This window comes from Mycolicibacter icosiumassiliensis (assembly GCF_900078685.2).
Lineage (GTDB): Bacteria > Actinomycetota > Actinomycetes > Mycobacteriales > Mycobacteriaceae > Mycobacterium > Mycobacterium icosiumassiliensis.
The window spans coordinates 3,532,974-3,550,467 of record NZ_LT546166.1 but is presented as its reverse complement, the minus strand read 5'-3'; the positions used below and the strand labels follow the sequence as shown (position 1 = coordinate 3,550,467).

Here is a 17,494-nt window from a genome sequence, read left to right as displayed (position 1 = left end):
AGTGTCCGGTTCGCAGGTATCCGGGAGTCCGGTGGGCGTGGCCGTCCTCGGACTGGGCAACGTCGGCAGTGAAGTCGTCCGCATCCTCGAGTCCAGTGCTGATGATCTGGCCGCCCGGATCGGTGCTCCGCTGGTGTTGCGCGGGGTCGGGGTGCGCCGGGTGGCGCCTGACCGGGGTGTGCCGGTGGAGTTGCTCACCGACGACATCGACAGCCTGGTGTCGCGCAGCGACGTCGACATCGTCGTCGAGCTGATGGGCCCGGTCGAGCCGGCCCGCAAGGCGATCCTGACGGCGATCGCGCACGGCAAGTCCGTCGTCACCGCCAACAAGGCCCTGCTGTCGCGATCCACCGGCGAGCTGGCCGAGGCCGCCGAGACCGCGCGCGTGGACCTCTACTTCGAAGCCAGTGTGGCCGGCGCAATCCCGGTCATCCGGCCGCTGATCCAGTCGCTGGCCGGTGACACCGTGCTGCGGGTCGCGGGCATCGTCAACGGCACCACCAACTACATCCTGTCCGAAATGGACTCCACCGGTGCCGATTACTCGCACGCGCTGGCGGACGCGAGCGCGCTGGGCTACGCCGAGGCCGACCCCACCGCCGACGTGGAGGGCTACGACGCAGCCGCCAAGGCCGCGATCCTGGCGTCGATCGCCTTCCATACCCGGGTGACCGCCGACGACGTCTACCGCGAGGGCATCACCAGCATCAGCCCGGCGGACTTCACCACGGCCCGGGCACTGGGTTGCACCATCAAACTGCTGGCGATCTGCGAACGCATCACCACAAACGATGGGCAGCAGCGGGTTTCGGCCCGGGTGTACCCGGCGCTGGTGCCGTTGACCCACCCGCTGGCCACCGTCAACGGGGCCTTCAACGCGGTGGTGGTCGAGGCCGAGGCGGCCGGCCGGCTGATGTTCTACGGGCAGGGCGCCGGGGGTGCGCCGACCGCTTCGGCGGTCACCGGCGATCTGGTGATGGCCGCCCGCAACCGGGTGCAGGGTGGGCGCGGGCCGCGCGAGTCCAAGTACGCCCAGCTGGCCATCGCGCCGATCGGCGATGTCGCGACCCGCTACTACGTGAGCATGGACGTCGCCGACAAGCCGGGTGTGCTGTCTACGGTGGCAGCCGAATTCGCCGCCCACGGGGTGAGCATCGCCGAGGTGCGCCAGGAGGGTGTGGCCGACGACGGCGGGCAGCTGATCGGCGCTCGGATCGTGGTGGTCACCCACCGGGCTGCCGATGCGGCGCTGTCGGAAACCGTTGCGGCGCTAGCTGATCTGGATGCGGTCCAGCGGGTTGCCAGCGTGCTACGACTGGAAGGAACAGACCAGTGAGCTCCACCCGAACCCCGAGTCCCCGTCCTACCCATCACAATTGGCCCGGCTTGATCGGTGCCTACCGCGATCGACTTCCCATCGGCGACGACTGGACGGCGATCACGCTGCACGAGGGCGGCACCCCGCTGATCCACGCCAAGCGGATCTCCGAGCAGACCGGCTGCACCGTGCACCTGAAGGTCGAGGGGCTCAACCCGACCGGCTCGTTCAAGGACCGCGGTATGACGATGGCGGTCACCGACGCAGTCGCCCGCGGCCAGCGGGCGGTGCTGTGCGCCTCGACCGGCAACACCTCGGCCTCGGCGGCGGCCTACGCCGCCCGCGCCGGCATCACCTGTGCGGTGCTGATCCCGCAGGGCAAGATCGCGATGGGCAAGCTCGCGCAGGCAGTCATGCACGGCGCCAAGATCATTCAGATCGACGGCAACTTCGACGACTGCCTGGAACTGGCCCGCAAGATGGCCACCGACTTCCCGTCCATCTCGCTGGTGAACTCGGTGAACCCGGTGCGCATCGAAGGTCAGAAGACGGCGGCCTTCGAGATCGTCGACGCACTGGGCACCGCGCCCGACATCCACTCGCTGCCGGTCGGCAACGCCGGCAACATCACCGCGTACTGGAAGGGCTACCGCGAGTACTACGCCGACGGCCTGACCGAGAAGCTGCCGAAGATGCTGGGCACCCAGGCCGCCGGCGCCGCGCCGCTGGTGAACGGTGCGCCGGTCAAGAACCCGGAGACCATCGCCACCGCGATCCGCATCGGCTCGCCGGCGTCCTGGACGCAGGCCGTTGAAGCGCAGGTGGATTCGGGTGGGCGGTTCCTGGCCGCCACCGACGAGGAGATCTTGGCCGCCTACCACCTGGTGGCGCAGTCCGAGGGCGTGTTCGTCGAGCCGGCCTCGGCGGCCAGCATCGCCGGGCTGCTCAAGTCGGTGGAAGACGGTTGGGTGCCGCGCGGTTCGACCGTGGTGTGCACCGTGACCGGCAACGGGCTCAAAGACCCCGACACCGCGCTGAAGGGCATGCCCGAGGTGACCGCGGTTCCCGTCGACGCGGCCACCGTGGTCGCCGAATTGGGGCTGGCCTAGTGGTTCAGTTGTTGCCGACCGGGTTGACGGCCAGCGTCGCGGTTGCGGCGTCGAGCGCCAACCTGGGCCCCGGCTTCGACAGCCTGGGTCTGGCGCTGGGCCTCTACGACGAGGTGATCGTCGAGACAGTCGACTCCGGCCTGCTGGTGCAGGTCGAGGGGGAGGGCGCCGGTCAGGTTCCGCTCACTTCGGATCACCTTGTGGTGCAGGGCATCCTGCGCGGGATGCGTGAGGCTGGTGTCGAGGCTCCTGGCATGGTGGTGCGCTGCCGCAACGCGATTCCGCATCAGCGTGGCCTGGGCTCGTCGGCGGCCGCGGTGGTCGGGGGATTAGCCGTGGTCAACGGCCTTGTCGCGCAACTTGATCGGCCCGGCTTATCCGAATCCCAACTGGTCCAGCTGGCCTCGGAATTCGAGGGCCATCCCGACAACGCCGCCGCCGCCGTCCTGGGTGGCGCGGTGGTTTCCTGGACCGCGAGCAGTGGCGAAGGTACGGCCTATTCAGCGGCGCCCCTGCGGCTGCACCCCGACATCCATCTCTTCCCGGCGATCCCGCAACTGCGTTCGTCGACCGCGGAGACCCGGGCTTTGCTGCCCGAGCAGGTCAGCCACCGCGATGCCCGGTTCAACGTCAGCCGGGCCGCGCTGCTGGTGGTGGCACTGACCGAGCGGCCTGACCTACTGCTGGCGGCCACCGAGGACGTGCTGCACCAGCCCCAGCGCGGCGCCGCGCAGCCCGAGTCCGCGGCATTTCTGCAGTTGCTGCGCCGACACGGCATAGCGGCCGTGCTTTCCGGTGCCGGACCTGCGGTGATCGCGCTGACCACGGCGGCCCAACTGCCCGCCGCGGTGCTCGACTGCCCAGAGGCTCAAGTGTTCAACGTCACAGAGATGTCGGTCGGCAACGCAGTCAAGTGGAATTCCGGGGTGGCGGTACCGGGTTGAGACGCGCCCGCGCAGCATCTATTGCGTCCAGCACAGAAGCGGGCTATCCTCGGTCCCGTCCCGCATTCGCGGCATCAGCACCTGAATCAGACTGCGATGTCAACCGGGATGCCACCAAATTCTTCCCGTAGCTGACGGTTCGTGTTACGACGCCGTCGATACGGGCTACACCGTTAAACAGTCGACGGTGACACGCACTCGGCAGTCCGCTGAATGCAACCAAGCCCCTCGCGTGAGAAAACCGACGAGGGAAGAAAGGAAATCCGTGACCGAAACGGACCTCTTCACGGCTGAAGGCAGCACCGACCAAGAGTCGGTGCCGACCCCCCCGAGTACTTCCGAGACCAGCCAGGACGTAGCCGTCGGCGGTAGTGACGCCGCGCCGTCCGTCCCGGAGACCGCCTCGGCGCCGACCATCACCGAGGCGGCTCCCGCTTCGGCGCCCGACAACGGTGCTGCCACTGCACCCGCCGACAGCTCGCTGTCGGCGATGGTGCTGCCCGAACTGCGGGCGCTGGCCAACCGCGTCGGTGTCAAGGGCTCGTCCGGGATGCGTAAGAGCGAATTGATCGCTGCGATCCGCGAGGTCTCCGACAACGGGGGCAACGGCGGTGACGTTTCCAACGGCGGCGACGTTGCCAATGCGCAGCCCGGCGCCGAGCAGCCCGCCAACGGCGCGGCTAACGGTGCCGAGCCGGCCGCGGCCACCGAGGCGGACGCTCCTGCGGCACCGCCGCGGCGCGAACGCCGTGGCGCCAGCCGTGCGACCGGCTCACCCGCTGCCAATGGCGGCGAGGCCGAGAAGCCGGCAGAGCAGGACAAGCCTGCCGAGGCGGACACCCAGGGCGAGTCGCGCAAGCAGGGCCGGGCCGACGGCAGGTCCGACAGGGCCGAGCAGTCCGGTGGACGCCGTGAGCGCGAGAGCGCCAAGAACGAGCCCAAAACTGACGAAGCCGCGCAGTCCAAGAGCGACGACCAGGGCGGTGAGCAGCCCAACCGCAGCGGTGGCGACGATGACGACCGCGGTGGCCGGCGCGGCCGCCGCTTCCGCGACCGGCGTCGGCGCGGCGAGCGCGGTGGCGAGGGCGGCGGTGCCGGCGGTGACGCCGAGCTGCGTGAAGACGATGTCGTCCAGCCGGTCGCCGGCATCCTCGACGTGCTGGACAACTACGCGTTCGTGCGCACCTCCGGCTACCTGGCCGGACCCAACGACGTCTACGTCTCGATGAACATGGTCCGCAAGAACGGGCTGCGCCGCGGCGACGCGGTGACCGGCGCGGTGCGGGTGGCCCGGGACGGAGATGGCGGCGACAAGAATCCGCGGCAGAAGTTCAACCCGCTGGTGCGGTTGGACTCGGTCAACGGCGGCCCGGTTGAAGAGGCCCGGAACCGTCCGGACTTCACCAAGCTGACCCCGCTGTACCCGAACCAGCGGCTGCGGTTGGAGACGTCGGGGGAGAAGCTGACCACCCGCGTCATCGACCTGATCATGCCGATCGGCAAGGGGCAGCGCGCGCTGATCGTCTCGCCGCCCAAGGCCGGTAAGACCACGATCATGCAGGACATCGCCAACGCGATCACCCGCAACAATCCGGAGTGCCACCTGATGGTGGTGCTGGTCGACGAGCGTCCTGAAGAAGTCACCGACATGCAGCGCTCGGTCAAGGGTGAGGTCATCGCCTCGACCTTCGACCGGCCGCCGTCAGACCACACTCAGGCCGCCGAGCTGGCCATCGAGCGGGCCAAGCGCCTGGTCGAGCAGGGCAAAGATGTAGTCGTCCTTCTCGACTCGATCACCCGCCTCGGTCGTGCCTACAACAACGCCTCCCCGGCGTCGGGCCGCATCCTGTCCGGTGGTGTGGACTCCACCGCGCTCTACCCGCCCAAGCGGTTCCTGGGCGCGGCCCGCAACATCGAGGACGGCGGCTCGCTGACCATCATCGCCACCGCGATGGTGGAGACCGGCTCCACCGGTGACACGGTGATCTTCGAAGAGTTCAAGGGCACCGGCAACGCCGAGCTCAAGCTGGACCGCAAGATCGCCGAGCGCCGGGTGTTCCCGGCCGTCGACGTCAACCCGTCCGGTACCCGCAAGGACGAGCTGCTGCTCTCGCCGGACGAGTTCGCGATCGTGCACAAGCTGCGTCGGCTGCTGTCCGGCCTGGACTCGCATCAGGCCATCGACCTGTTGATGAGCCAGCTGCGCAAGACCAAGAACAACTACGAGTTCCTGGTGCAGGTGTCCAAGACCACGCCGGGAATGGACAACGACTGACCTTGCCCGCGGAATGCGAACGAGCCTCCCGGCGTTTTGGGAGGCGACAGCGCAGCTGGCATAATCGAACACCTCAGGTTCCGGTTCACGTCCGCCCCAATTCGAAGGCGGGCGACCCGGCGGCCCACGATTGAAGAGGACATCATGAAAACTGGCATCCACCCGGCCTACGGCGAGACCACCGTGGTCTGCGGTTGTGGCAACACCTTCACCACCCGTAGCACCAAGGAGAGCGGCCACATCGTGGTCGAGGTCTGCTCGCAGTGCCACCCGTTCTACACCGGCAAGCAGAAGATCCTCGACAGCGGCGGCCGGGTTGCGCGCTTCGAGAAGCGCTACGGCAAGCGCAACGCCGGTGCCGCAGCAGCGGCAGCCGACGACAAGTAGCTCCCTCACCGACGCCCGGAACGTGCCAGCACGTCATCCGGGCGTCGGCTTGCGTTCGGGGATGGAGGTGAGATGACCCAAAGCATTCAGGGGATCGACGCCCTGTTGGCCGAGCACGCCGCCCTGGAAACGCAGCTGTCGGATCCCGAACTGCACAACGATCCGGCCGAGGCACGCCGCGCCGGTCGGCGCTTCGCCCAGCTGGCGCCCATCATCGCCACCCACCGCAAGCTCGAGTCGGCCCGCGGTGACCTCGAGGCCGCCCGGGAACTGGCCGCCGACGACGCCTCGTTCGCCACCGAGATCCCGGAGCTGGAGGCGCGCGTCGCCGAGCTGGACACCGCGCTCACCGACATGCTGGCGCCCCGCGACCCGCACGACGCCGACGACATCGTGCTGGAGGTCAAATCCGGCGAAGGCGGCGAGGAGTCGGCGTTGTTCGCCGCCGACTTGGCCCGGATGTACATCCGCTACGCCGAACGCCAGGGCTGGAAGGTGACGGTCCTCGACGAGACCACCTCGGACCTCGGCGGCTACAAGGACGCCACGCTCACCATCGCCAGCAAGGGCGACACCGCCGACGGCGTGTGGTCGAAGATGAAGTTCGAGGGCGGTGTGCACCGCGTACAGCGGGTGCCGGTCACCGAATCTCAAGGCCGCGTCCACACCTCGGCGGCCGGCGTGCTGGTCTACCCCGAACCCGAAGAGGTCGCCGAGGTGGCCATCGACGAGTCGGACCTGCGCATCGACGTCTACCGGTCCTCCGGCAAGGGCGGCCAGGGCGTCAACACCACCGACTCGGCGGTGCGTATCACCCACCTGCCGACCGGGATCGTCGTCACCTGCCAGAACGAGCGGTCCCAGCTGCAGAACAAGGCCCGTGCACTACAGGTTTTGGCGGCCCGGCTGCAGGCGGTTGCCGAGGAGCAGGCCCAGGCGGATGCCTCGGCCGATCGGGCCAGCCAGATCCGCACCGTGGACCGCAGTGAGCGCATCCGCACCTACAACTTCCCGGAAAACCGGATCACCGACCACCGCATCGGCTACAAGGCGCACAACCTCGACCAGGTTCTCGACGGGGACCTCGATCCGATGTTCGACGCGTTGGCGGCCGCCGATAGGGAAACCCGGTTACAGGGGACGGCGTGAGCCTCCGGGACGCGATCGACTCCGCTGCAGCGCTTTTCGCTGATGCCGGGATCGATTCCGCCCGCTACGACGCCGAAGCCCTCGCTGCCCACGCGGCCGGCACCGAACGCGGCCGGCTGGCGCTGCTCGATTCACCCGACGACGAGTTCTTCGGGCGCTACCGGGAATTGGTCGCCGCACGAAGCTCCCGCATCCCGCTGCAACACCTGATCGGCACCGCGGCGTTCGGCCCGGTGCTACTGCAGGTCGGCCCGGGGGTGTTCATCCCGCGGCCGGAAACCGAAGCCATGCTCGACTGGGTGCTGAAACAAGCTGTGGTGCAACCGCTCGGCGCGCACCCGGTGATCGTCGACGCCTGCACCGGTTCCGGTGCACTGGCGATCGCGTTGTCTCGGAGCTTCCCGGGCGCCCGGGTCCTTGCAGTCGAGGACTCCGAGCCGGCATTGGACTACGCACGACGCAACTGCGCGGGAACGTCGGTGGAGCTCGTCCACGCCGACGTGACCACGCCGGAACTGCTGTCGGAGCTCGACGGTCGGGTCGACCTGATGGTCAGCAACCCGCCCTACATCCCCGAAGGTGCTGACCTAGATCCTGAAGTGGCCCAGCATGATCCCGAGCACGCGCTGTTCGGCGGAGTCGACGGCATGTCGGTGATCACCCCGCTGGCCGACCTCGCCGCACGACTGCTGCGCCCCGGCGGATGGTTCGCGGTCGAGCACGACGACACCACGCCCACGGCGACCGTCCAAACTGTTCGTGGCACTGGATTTTTCGATGAGGTAGTGTCCCGGCCCGACCTGACTGGGCGGCTCCGGTTCGTGACGGCGATCAGGAACGGTCAACCATGACAGAGGTTTTCGACTGCGCCGACGCCGCCCGGCGTGCGGCCGGAATCGCGGCGGCGATCGACGCGGTGCGTGGCGGCCGCCTGGTGGTGTTGCCGACGGACACGGTCTACGGCATCGGTGCCGATGCCTTCAACGCCGCCGGGGTGACGGCGCTGTTGGCTGCCAAGCGACGCGGCCGCGACATGCCGGTGGGCGTGCTGGTCGGGTCGTGGAATTCCATCGACGGGTTGGCCCTGATGGTGCCCGACACCGCCCGTGAACTGATCCGCGCGTTTTGGCCGGGTGCGCTCAGCCTGATCGTCACCCAGGCCCCGTCGCTGCAGTGGGACCTAGGCGAAGCCCGCGGCACCGTCATGGTGCGCATGCCGCTGCATCCGGTGGCCCTGGAGGTCCTCAAGGCGGTGGGCCCGATGGCGGTGTCCAGCGCCAACGTCTCCGGTGGTCAGCCCGCGATCGAGGCCGCCGAAGCGCAAAGTCAACTAGGGGAGTCCGTCGACGTCTACCTCGACGCGGGCCCGGCCGAGCAGGGCACCGCTTCGACGATCGTGGATCTGACCGGTCCCGCGCCGCGGATCGTCCGGACCGGACCGGTCTCCGCCGAACAGATCGGCGCCGTGCTGGGGCTGGATCCGGACTCGCTGACGGGGACACCGTGACCAGTCTGCTGGCGCTGGCCGACCGCGGCGCGGGTGTGCCGCTGCGTGAGCTGGCGCTGGTCGGACTGACCGCCGCGATCATCACCTACTTCACCACCGGACCCGTTCGCTGGATGGCCACCCGGATCGGCGCGGTTGCCTACCCGCGCGAACGCGACGTCCATGTGCAGCCAACACCGCGAATGGGTGGGCTGGCGATGTACGTCGGCATCGTCGCCGGGATCTTCCTGGCCTCGCAACTGCCGGCGCTGACCCGCGGCTTCGTCTATTCCACCGGCATGCCGGCGGTGGTGCTGGCCGGCGGCGTCATCATGGGAATCGGCCTGCTCGACGACAAGTGGGGCTTGGACGCCCTGACCAAATTCGCCGGCCAGATCACCGCGGCCAGCGTGTTGGTCACTATGGGCGTGGCCTGGAGCGTGCTCTACATCCCGATCGGCGGCGTCGGCACCGTGGTGCTCGATCAGGTGTCGTCGATCCTGCTCACGCTGGCGCTGACGGTCTCGATCGTCAACGCGATGAACTTCGTCGACGGACTCGACGGACTGGCTGCCGGCCTGGGACTGATCACCGCACTGGCGATCTGCATGTTCTCGGTCGGCGTGCTGCAGGACCACGGCGGCGACGTGCTGTTCTATCCGCCGGCGTTGATCTCGGTGGTCTTGGCCGGGGCTTGCTTGGGCTTCTTGCCACACAATTTCAGCCCCGCCAAGATCTTCATGGGTGACTCCGGCTCGATGCTGATCGGGCTGATGTTGGCCGCGGCGTCCACCACTGCGGCCGGGCCCATCTCGCAGACCGCCTACGGCGCGCGCGATGTGTTTGCGCTGCTGTCGCCGTTCCTGCTGGTGGCGGCGGTGATGTGTGTGCCGGCGCTGGATGTGCTGTTGGCGATCATCCGTCGTACCCGCGCCGGGCTCAGTCCTTTCAGTCCGGACAAGATGCACCTGCACCACCGGTTGCTGCAGATCGGCCATTCCGATCGCCGGGTGGTGTTGCTGATCTATTTGTGGACGGCGATCGTCGCCTTCGGGGCGGCCGGCACCATCTTCTTTGACCCGCGCTACACCGGGGCGGTGATGTTGGGTGCGATGCTCATCGCGATTGTCGTTACGCTCATCCCGTTGCTACGCCGGGGCGGCGACCCGGAAGAGGACCCCTACGACACGCGGTAGTAGCACCGTCTAAGATGATGTTGGGTGGTTCCACAGGGCGTTCGGGCATCCGATACGCTCGGCGGGCGACTTCACGACAGTGACGCAGGGCAGATTCAGATTGGGGTGAGGCGGTGACGACACCAGCGCAGGATGCGCCGTTGGTGTTGCCGTCGGTGGTATTCCAGCCGATTCGGCTGTCACTGATCTGTGTCGCTCTGACCGCTGCCGCGATTGCTGCGGCCGCTCAATTTGGCCGACCGCTGTTCGGCGTGTTCTTCGGGCTGGGCCTGGCGCTCGGCCTGGGCAATGCACTGCTGATTCGCCGGTCGGCGCTCAAGATCACCGCCTCCGACCATCCGCTGAAGAAGAAGATGGCGCTGAACTCGGCGTCTCGTCTGCTGGTCATCAGCGTGATTGGCTTGGCGATCGCCTACCAGTTCCGTCCAGAGGGCCTCGGTGCGCTGTTCGGATTGGCCTTGTTCGAGGTAGTGCTGGTGCTGACCACCATGCTGCCAGTGGTAAAAAAGCTCCGCGCGCAAGCGTCAGAGTCGGGCGCTGAAGGGACGGAAAATGACTGAGTCGATCCTGGCTGAGGGAGCCATCGAGGTCGGCCACCACGAGACCGCGGTGTGGCCGCTGGTCGGTGAGGTCAACATCGACACCATCACCTCCACCGCGATCGCGGCGGTGATCGTGATCGCCCTGGCGCTCTTCCTGCGCGCCAAGGTGACGTCGACCGGGGTTCCCGGCGGGGTGCAGCTGTTCTTCGAGGCGATCACTATTCAGATGCGCAACCAGATCGAGGGTGCCATCGGGATGAAGATCGCCCCGTTCGTGCTGCCGCTGGCGGTGACGATCTTCATCTTCATTCTGGTCTGTAACTGGCTGTCGGTGCTGCCGGTGCAGTACGCCGACGAGCACGGCGTCCATGAGTTGATTTCCTCTGCCGCCGCCGACATCAACTTCGTGCTGGCGCTGGCCCTGTTGGTGTTCTGCGGCTACCACCTGGCCGGCTTCTGGCGCCGCGGCTTCATCGGCCACCCGCTGCGGGTGCTCAAGGGCCACGTCGCGATCCTGGCCCCGATCAACGTGGTCGAAGAGATCGCCAAGCCGGTCTCGCTGTCTTTGCGTCTGTTCGGCAACATCTTCGCCGGCGGCATCCTGGTCAGCCTGATCGCGCTGCTGGGGCCGGTCTTCATGGTTGCCCCGAACGCGATCTGGAAGACCTTCGACCTGTTCGTCGGGCTGATTCAGGCGTTTATTTTCGCGCTGCTGACCATCTTGTACTTCAGCCAGGCCATGGAGCTCGAAGAAGACCACCACTAGTACCACCTGCACGACCACATCAGACCTGGTAGAGCACTACCAGCTAGCAAGGAGGAATGAAATGGCAGATCCCAATCTGATCGGACTTGGTGCCCTCATCGGCGGCGGTCTCATCATGGGCGGCGGTGCCATCGGCGCCGGTATCGGTGACGGTATCGCCGGTAACGCGCTGATCGCCGGTATCGCCCGTCAGCCCGAAGCTCAGGGTCGCCTGTTCACCCCGTTCTTCATCACGGTTGGTCTGGTCGAGGCGGCCTACTTCATCAACCTGGCCTTCATGGCGTTGTTCGTCTTCGCCACCCCGATCGCCGCGCAGCAGTAACGCACAAGATGGGTGACATGAGCGTTGCTGTCCTCGCCTTGAGCGAGGCGGCTGAGGAAGGCCCGAAGAAGAGCTTCCTCATTCCCGACGGCACCTTCTTCGTCGTGCTCGCGATCTTCCTGATCGTGCTCGGCGTGATCAGTACCTTCGTGGTGCCGCCGATCATGAAGGTGCTGCGGGAGCGCGAGAACATGGTCACCAAGACTCTCGCCGACAATCGGGAGTCCGCCGAGCAGTTCGCGGCCGCCGATGCCGACTACGAGAAGCAGATGGCGGCGGCGCGCCTTGAGGCCAGCACGGCACGGGACGAAGCCCGTGCCGAGGGCCGCAAGGCGATCGACGAGCAGCGGTCGGCGGCCGAGGCGGAGGTGGCCTCGACATTGCAGGCCGCCACCGACAAGCTCAAGCAAGAAGGCGATGCGGTGAGTGAGCAGCTGCAGGCCCGGGTGGAGACGCTGTCTGCCGCCCTGGCCAGCCGGATCCTCGGTGTTGAGGCCGAGGCACTTTCCGCGGCGAGTACGGGGCGGTAGCAACAAAGATGTCGATTTTCATCGGGCAGCTGGTCGGCTTTGCCATCATCGTGTGGCTGCTGGTCAAGTTCGTCGTGCCACCGGTACGCAAGCTGATGGCCGACCAGCAGGAGTCGGTGCGTAAGCAGCTGGAAGAGGCGGCAGCCGCCGCCGCTCGTCTGACCGAAGCCGGTCAGGCGCACTCCACGGCACTGGCCAACGCCTCGGCCGAAGCGCAGCGGGTCACCGCGGAGGCCCACTCGGACGCCGAGCGGATCGCCGAGCAACTGCGCAGCCAGGCCGGTGTCGAAGCCGAGCGCGTGAAGACCACCGGCGGACAGCAGGTCGGTCTCATGCGGGCGCAACTCATCCGTGAGCTGCGGTCCGGCTTGGGTGCCGAGGCGGTGCAGCGGGCGGGCGAACTGGTTCGCGAGTACGTCTCCGACCCCCAGCGGCAGTCCGCCACTGTGGACCGGTTCCTCGACGAGCTCGACGCCATGGCGCCGAAGTCCGTCGAGGTCGAATCGCCGATCCTGGTCCGGATGCGTTCGGCCAGCCGAGTGGCGCTGGCCGGCCTGCAGGACAAGTTCGGCGAGGTGGCCGGTGGCCTGGACCAGCAGGGCTTGACCGCGCTGGCCGGTGACCTGACTGCGGTCGCCGAACTGCTGGAGCGCGAGAGCGTGGTGACCCGGCACCTGACCACGCCGAGCGACGACACCGCGCCGAAGGTGCGTCTGGTGCAGCGACTGTTCGCCGACAAGGTCGGTGCCGCCGCCCTGACACTGGTGACGGATTCCGCTTCGGCCCGGTGCTTCGGCCCGGTGGTCCCAGGGCGGGGACTTGGTCACCGCCGTTGAGCATGTCGCCCGGCAGGCACTGCTGCTGTCGGCCGAGAGCGCGGGCACTGTCGACGAGGTGGAGGATCAGCTGTTCCGGTTCTCCCGCGTGTTGGACGCCCAGCCCCGGCTGGACATCCTGCTCGGCGACACCGCGACCCCGGCCGCTGGTCGGGTCGGGTTGCTGCGCAGCGTCATCGGCAGTGGCGCCAATCCGATCACGGTGGCGTTGCTCGAGCAGACCGTACGGCTGCTGCGTGGCCAGTCTGCACATCTGGCGATCAGCGAGCTTGCCCAGATCGCCGTGGCACGTCGGGGCGAGCTGGTAGCCGACGTCGGTGCGGCCGCGCAGCTCAGCGACGCCCAGCGCACCCGGTTGAACACCGTCCTGAGCCGGATCTACAGCCACCCGGTCCGGGTGCAGGTCGGCGTCGACCCGGCACTGCTGGGCGGGCTGACGATCTCGGTCGGCGACGAGGTGATCGACGGCACGCTCTCGTCGCGACTCGCCGCAGCCAAGACGCAGTTGCCCGACTGATCAAGACCTACCCGGACCGACCCGGTCTCAGAGCCCAATACCCATTCGAAGGCAGGAAGACGAAAAGCCATGGCAGAGTTGACAATCTCCTCTGACGACATTCAGGGGGCGATCGAGGAGTACGTGAGCTCCTTCAGCGCCGACACCGCGCGCGAGGAGGTCGGCACCGTCATCGACGCCGGCGACGGCATCGCACACGTCGAGGGCCTTCCTTCGGTGATGACCCAGGAGCTCCTCGAGTTCCCCGGCGGGGTGCTGGGCGTAGCCCTGAACCTCGACGAGCACAGCGTCGGTGCGGTCATCCTGGGCAACTTCGAGAACATCGAGCAAGGCCAGCAGGTCAAGCGCACCGGTGAGGTGCTCTCGGTGCCGGTGGGTGACGGCTTCCTCGGTCGGGTCGTCAACCCGCTGGGACAGCCCATCGACGCGCGCGGCGAGATCGAGGCCGAAACGCGCCGTCCGCTGGAGATGCAGGCCCCCTCGGTGGTGCAGCGTCAGAGCGTCAGCGAGCCGCTGCAGACCGGTATCAAGGCCGTCGACGCCATGACCCCGATCGGCCGCGGCCAGCGCCAGCTCGTCATCGGCGACCGCAAGACCGGCAAGACCGCGCTCTGTGTGGACACCATCCTCAACCAGCGCCAGAACTGGGAGACCGGCGACCCCAACCAGCAGGTTCGCTGCGTCTACGTCGCGATCGGCCAGAAGGGCACCACCATCGCCAGCGTGCGTCGCGCGCTGGAAGAGGGCGGCGCCATGGACTACACCACGATCGTCGCCGCGCCGGCGTCGGACTCCGCCGGCTTCAAGTGGCTGGCCCCCTACACCGGCTCGGCGATCGCCCAGCACTGGATGTACTCGGGCAAGCACGTGCTGATCGTCTTCGACGACCTGACCAAGCAGGCCGAGGCCTACCGCGCCATCTCGCTGCTGCTGCGCCGCCCGCCGGGCCGCGAGGCCTACCCGGGTGACGTGTTCTACCTGCACTCCCGTCTGCTGGAGCGTTGCGCGAAGCTCTCCGACGAGCTGGGTGGCGGTTCGCTGACCGGTCTGCCGATCATCGAGACCAAGGCCAACGACATCTCGGCCTACATCCCGACCAACGTCATCTCGATCACCGACGGCCAGTGCTTCCTGGAGAGCGACCTGTTCAACCAGGGCGTCCGTCCGGCCATCAACGTCGGTGTGTCGGTGTCCCGTGTCGGTGGCGCCGCCCAGATCAAGGCCATGAAAGAGGTAGCCGGCTCGCTGCGTCTGGACCTCTCGCAGTACCGCGAGCTGGAGGCCTTCGCCGCTTTCGCCTCCGACCTGGACGCCACGTCGAAGGCTCAGCTGGAGCGTGGCGCACGCCTGGTGGAGCTGCTCAAGCAGCCCCAGTACGCGCCGCTGCCGGTCGAGGAGCAGGTGGTCTCGATCTTCCTGGGTACCGAGGGTCACCTGGACTCGGTGCCGGTCGAAGACGTGGGCCGCTTCGAATCCGAGCTGCTGGACCACATCCGGGCTTCGGAGAACGACATCCTGACCGGGATCCGCGAGTCCAAGAAGCTCTCCGACGAGGCCAACGAAAAGCTGGTCGCAGTGATCAACCAGTTCAAGAAGGGCTTCGCCGCCACGGACGGCAGCTCGGTGGTCCCCGACTCGCACGTCGACGCGCTTGACGAAGACAAGCTCGGCAAGGAAGCGGTGCAGGTCCACAAGGCCGCGCCGGTGAAGAAGAAGTAACGCCGCTATGGCAGCCACACTTCGCGAACTACGCGGGCGAATCCGCTCAGCCGGGTCGATCAAGAAGATCACCAAGGCCCAGGAGCTGATCGCCACCTCGCGTATCGGCCGGGCACAGACTCGGCTGGAAATGGCACGGCCGTACGCCGATGAGATCACCCGGTTGCTCACCATGCTGGCCGCCGAGGCGGCCCTGGACCACCCGCTGCTGGTCGAGCGCAGCGAGCCCAGGCGGGCGGGTGTCCTGGTGGTGTCGTCCGACCGTGGTCTGTGTGGCGGCTACAACGCCAACGTCTTCCGCCGGGCAGAGGAACTGTTCGCTCTGCTGCGCTCGGAGGGTAAGGATCCGGTTCTCTACGTCGTCGGCCGCAAAGCGTTGGCCTACTACTCGTTCCGGAACTGGGCGGTCACCGACTCCTGGACCGGATTCTCCGAGCAGCCGACGTACGAGAACGCCGCCACGATCGCCTCCACCTTGGTTGAGGCATTCCTGGCCGGTGTCGACGACGGCGACTACCCGGGCACCGGTGGGGTCCAGGGCGTCGACGAACTGCACATCGTCTCGACCGACTTCCGCTCGATGCTGTCGCAGTCGGCCGAAGCGCGTCGGATCGCTCCGATGCTGGTGGAGTACGTGGGCGAGGAGACCGGTCCGAAGACCCTGTACTCCTTCGAGCCGGACGCCACCACGCTGTTCGACTCGCTGCTACCGCGGTATCTGACTACCCGCGTGTATGCCGCGCTGCTCGACTCGGCGGCCTCGGAGCTGGCTTCGCGCCAGCGCGCGATGAAGTCGGCGACCGACAACGCCGACGATTTGATCAAAGCGTTGACCCTTGAGGCCAACCGCGAGCGCCAGGCTCAGATCACCCAGGAAATCAGCGAAATCGTTGGCGGTGCGAATGCCCTCGCCGACGCCTCTCGGTAAGCCCCCCGGTAAGCACTAGGAAGCGAAGAAGATAATGACTGTTACCGCTGACAAGACAACCGCCGGCCGCGTGGTGCGCGTAACCGGCCCCGTCGTCGACGTCGAGTTCCCCCGGGGCGCGGTGCCTGAGCTGTTCAACGCTCTGCACGCGGAGATCTCCTTCTCGGAGCTGGCCAAGACGCTGACCCTCGAGGTCGCCCAGCACTTGGGTGACAACCTGGTCCGCACCATTTCGATGCAGCCCACCGATGGCCTGGTGCGTGGCACCGAGGTTACCGACACCGGTGCCGCGATCTCGGTGCCGGTGGGTCACGAGGTCAAGGGCCACGTGTTCAACGCCCTCGGGAACTGCCTCGACAAGCCGGGCTACGGCGAAGACTTCGAACACTGGGGCATCCACCGCAAGCCCCCGGCCTTCAACGAGCTGGAACCGCGCACCGAGATGCTCGAGACCGGCCTGAAGGTCGTCGACCTGCTTACCCCGTACGTGCGTGGCGGCAAGATCGCCCTGTTCGGCGGTGCCGGCGTGGGTAAGACCGTGCTCATCCAGGAGATGATCAACCGTATCGCCCGCAACTTCGGTGGCACCTCGGTGTTCGCCGGCGTGGGGGAGCGCACCCGTGAGGGCAACGACCTGTGGGTCGAGCTCGAGGACGCCAACGTGCTCAAGGACACCGCCCTGGTGTTCGGCCAGATGGACGAGCCGCCGGGCACTCGTATGCGCGTGGCGCTGTCGGCCCTGACCATGGCCGAGTGGTTCCGCGACGAGGCGGGCCAGGACGTGCTGCTGTTCATCGATAACATCTTCCGGTTCACCCAGGCCGGCTCGGAGGTTTCGACCCTGCTGGGCCGGATGCCTTCGGCCGTGGGTTACCAGCCCACCCTGGCCGACGAGATGGGTGAGCTGCAGGAGCGGATCACCTCGACCCGCGGTCGGTCCATCACCTCGATGCAGGCCGTGTACGTGCCCGCCGACGACTACACCGACCCGGCGCCGGCGACCACGTTCGCGCACCTGGACGCCACCACCGAGCTGTCCCGTGCGGTGTTCTCCAAGGGCATCTTCCCGGCGGTGGACCCGCTGGCCTCCAGCTCGACCATCCTGGACCCGGCCATCGTCGGCGACGACCACTACCGCGTCGCCCAGGAGGTCATCCGGGTCCTGCAGCGTTACAAGGACCTGCAGGACATCATCGCCATCCTCGGTATCGACGAGCTGTCCGAAGAGGACAAGCAGCTGGTCGGCCGGGCGCGGCGTATCGAGCGGTTCCTGAGCCAGAACATGATGGCGGCCGAGCAGTTCACCGGCCAGCCCGGTTCCACGGTGCCGCTGAAGGAGACCATCGAGGCCTTCGACCGGCTCACCAAGGGTGACTTCGACCACCTGCCCGAGCAGGCGTTCTTCCTGATCGGTGGCCTCGACGACCTGGCTAAGAAGGCCGAGAGCCTGGGCGCCAAGCTGTGACCCGG

At 67.4% G+C, this 17,494-nt stretch carries 16 protein-coding genes and 1 pseudogene; all 17 read left to right on the top strand.

Translation table 11 applies throughout. The features are described from left to right. The first annotated feature begins 1 nt into the window (after window position 1). The 17 genes and pseudogenes from BN4346_RS40895 (at window position 2) to atpD (ending at window position 17,489) form a co-directional block, all read left to right on the top strand. Window positions 2–1,336 carry a homoserine dehydrogenase gene (locus BN4346_RS40895; protein ID WP_067975168.1) on the top strand — a complete coding sequence of 445 codons (1,335 nt, stop codon included), beginning with the start codon at window positions 2–4 and terminating at the stop codon, window positions 1,334–1,336. Continuing rightward, complete coding sequence (gene thrC, locus BN4346_RS40890) at window positions 1,333–2,427, top strand: threonine synthase (protein WP_067975166.1); 1,095 nt, start codon at window positions 1,333–1,335, stop codon at window positions 2,425–2,427. Before BN4346_RS40895 ends, thrC begins: the two co-directional genes overlap by 4 nt. Further along, on the top strand, window positions 2,427–3,371 hold the full coding sequence (gene thrB / locus BN4346_RS40885; RefSeq protein WP_067975165.1) for a homoserine kinase: 945 nt from the start codon (window positions 2,427–2,429) through the stop codon (window positions 3,369–3,371). Before thrC ends, thrB begins: the two co-directional genes overlap by 1 nt. A gap of 265 nt (window positions 3,372–3,636) precedes the next feature. After that, window positions 3,637–5,646, top strand: coding sequence for a transcription termination factor Rho (gene rho / locus BN4346_RS40880; protein WP_067975163.1), 2,010 nt, complete (start codon window positions 3,637–3,639; stop codon window positions 5,644–5,646). Between the two features lie 144 nt (window positions 5,647–5,790). Continuing rightward, on the top strand, window positions 5,791–6,033 hold the full coding sequence (gene rpmE / locus BN4346_RS40875; protein WP_024442333.1) for a 50S ribosomal protein L31: 243 nt from the start codon (window positions 5,791–5,793) through the stop codon (window positions 6,031–6,033). A gap of 72 nt (window positions 6,034–6,105) precedes the next feature. Continuing rightward, a complete protein-coding gene (prfA, locus tag BN4346_RS40870; RefSeq protein ID WP_067975159.1) occupies window positions 6,106–7,182 on the top strand; it encodes a peptide chain release factor 1 in 1,077 nt (358 codons plus the stop codon). Continuing rightward, entirely contained in the window at window positions 7,179–8,033 is an 855-nt protein-coding gene (gene prmC / locus BN4346_RS40865) for a peptide chain release factor N(5)-glutamine methyltransferase (RefSeq protein ID WP_067975155.1), read from the top strand. The genes prfA and prmC overlap by 4 nt, the downstream gene beginning before the upstream one ends. Beyond that, window positions 8,030–8,689 carry an L-threonylcarbamoyladenylate synthase gene (locus BN4346_RS40860; protein WP_067975152.1) on the top strand — a complete coding sequence of 220 codons (660 nt, stop codon included), beginning with the start codon at window positions 8,030–8,032 and terminating at the stop codon, window positions 8,687–8,689. Before prmC ends, BN4346_RS40860 begins: the two co-directional genes overlap by 4 nt. After that, the gene (locus tag BN4346_RS40855) at window positions 8,686–9,864 is read left to right on the top strand and encodes a glycosyltransferase family 4 protein (protein WP_208863257.1); all 1,179 of its coding nucleotides are present in this window, start codon (window positions 8,686–8,688) and stop codon (window positions 9,862–9,864) included. Before BN4346_RS40860 ends, BN4346_RS40855 begins: the two co-directional genes overlap by 4 nt. Before the next feature lie 113 nt (window positions 9,865–9,977). Continuing rightward, the gene (locus BN4346_RS40850; protein ID WP_067975150.1) at window positions 9,978–10,424 is read left to right on the top strand and encodes a hypothetical protein; all 447 of its coding nucleotides are present in this window, start codon (window positions 9,978–9,980) and stop codon (window positions 10,422–10,424) included. Beyond that, window positions 10,417–11,172: a F0F1 ATP synthase subunit A gene (atpB, locus tag BN4346_RS40845; RefSeq protein ID WP_067975143.1), complete on the top strand. Its 756-nt coding sequence runs from the start codon at window positions 10,417–10,419 to the stop codon at window positions 11,170–11,172. Before BN4346_RS40850 ends, atpB begins: the two co-directional genes overlap by 8 nt. 61 nt (window positions 11,173–11,233) lie before the next feature. Beyond that, entirely contained in the window at window positions 11,234–11,494 is a 261-nt protein-coding gene (locus BN4346_RS40840; protein WP_019735417.1) for a F0F1 ATP synthase subunit C, read from the top strand. Between the two features lie 8 nt (window positions 11,495–11,502). Further along, entirely contained in the window at window positions 11,503–12,024 is a 522-nt protein-coding gene (locus BN4346_RS40835; RefSeq protein ID WP_067975141.1) for a F0F1 ATP synthase subunit B, read from the top strand. An 8-nt stretch (window positions 12,025–12,032) separates the two neighbouring features. After that, window positions 12,033–13,377 (top strand): annotated as a pseudogene (locus tag BN4346_RS40830) (F0F1 ATP synthase subunit B/delta). A 69-nt stretch (window positions 13,378–13,446) separates the two neighbouring features. After that, the gene (gene atpA, locus BN4346_RS40825; protein ID WP_067975138.1) at window positions 13,447–15,096 is read left to right on the top strand and encodes a F0F1 ATP synthase subunit alpha; all 1,650 of its coding nucleotides are present in this window, start codon (window positions 13,447–13,449) and stop codon (window positions 15,094–15,096) included. A gap of 7 nt (window positions 15,097–15,103) precedes the next feature. Further along, complete coding sequence (locus tag BN4346_RS40820) at window positions 15,104–16,024, top strand: F0F1 ATP synthase subunit gamma (protein WP_067975134.1); 921 nt, start codon at window positions 15,104–15,106, stop codon at window positions 16,022–16,024. A gap of 34 nt (window positions 16,025–16,058) precedes the next feature. Continuing rightward, window positions 16,059–17,489 (top strand): F0F1 ATP synthase subunit beta, encoded by a 1,431-nt coding sequence (gene atpD / locus BN4346_RS40815; RefSeq protein WP_067975131.1) that lies wholly within the window; start codon window positions 16,059–16,061, stop codon window positions 17,487–17,489. Window positions 17,490–17,494: the final 5 nt, after the last annotated feature.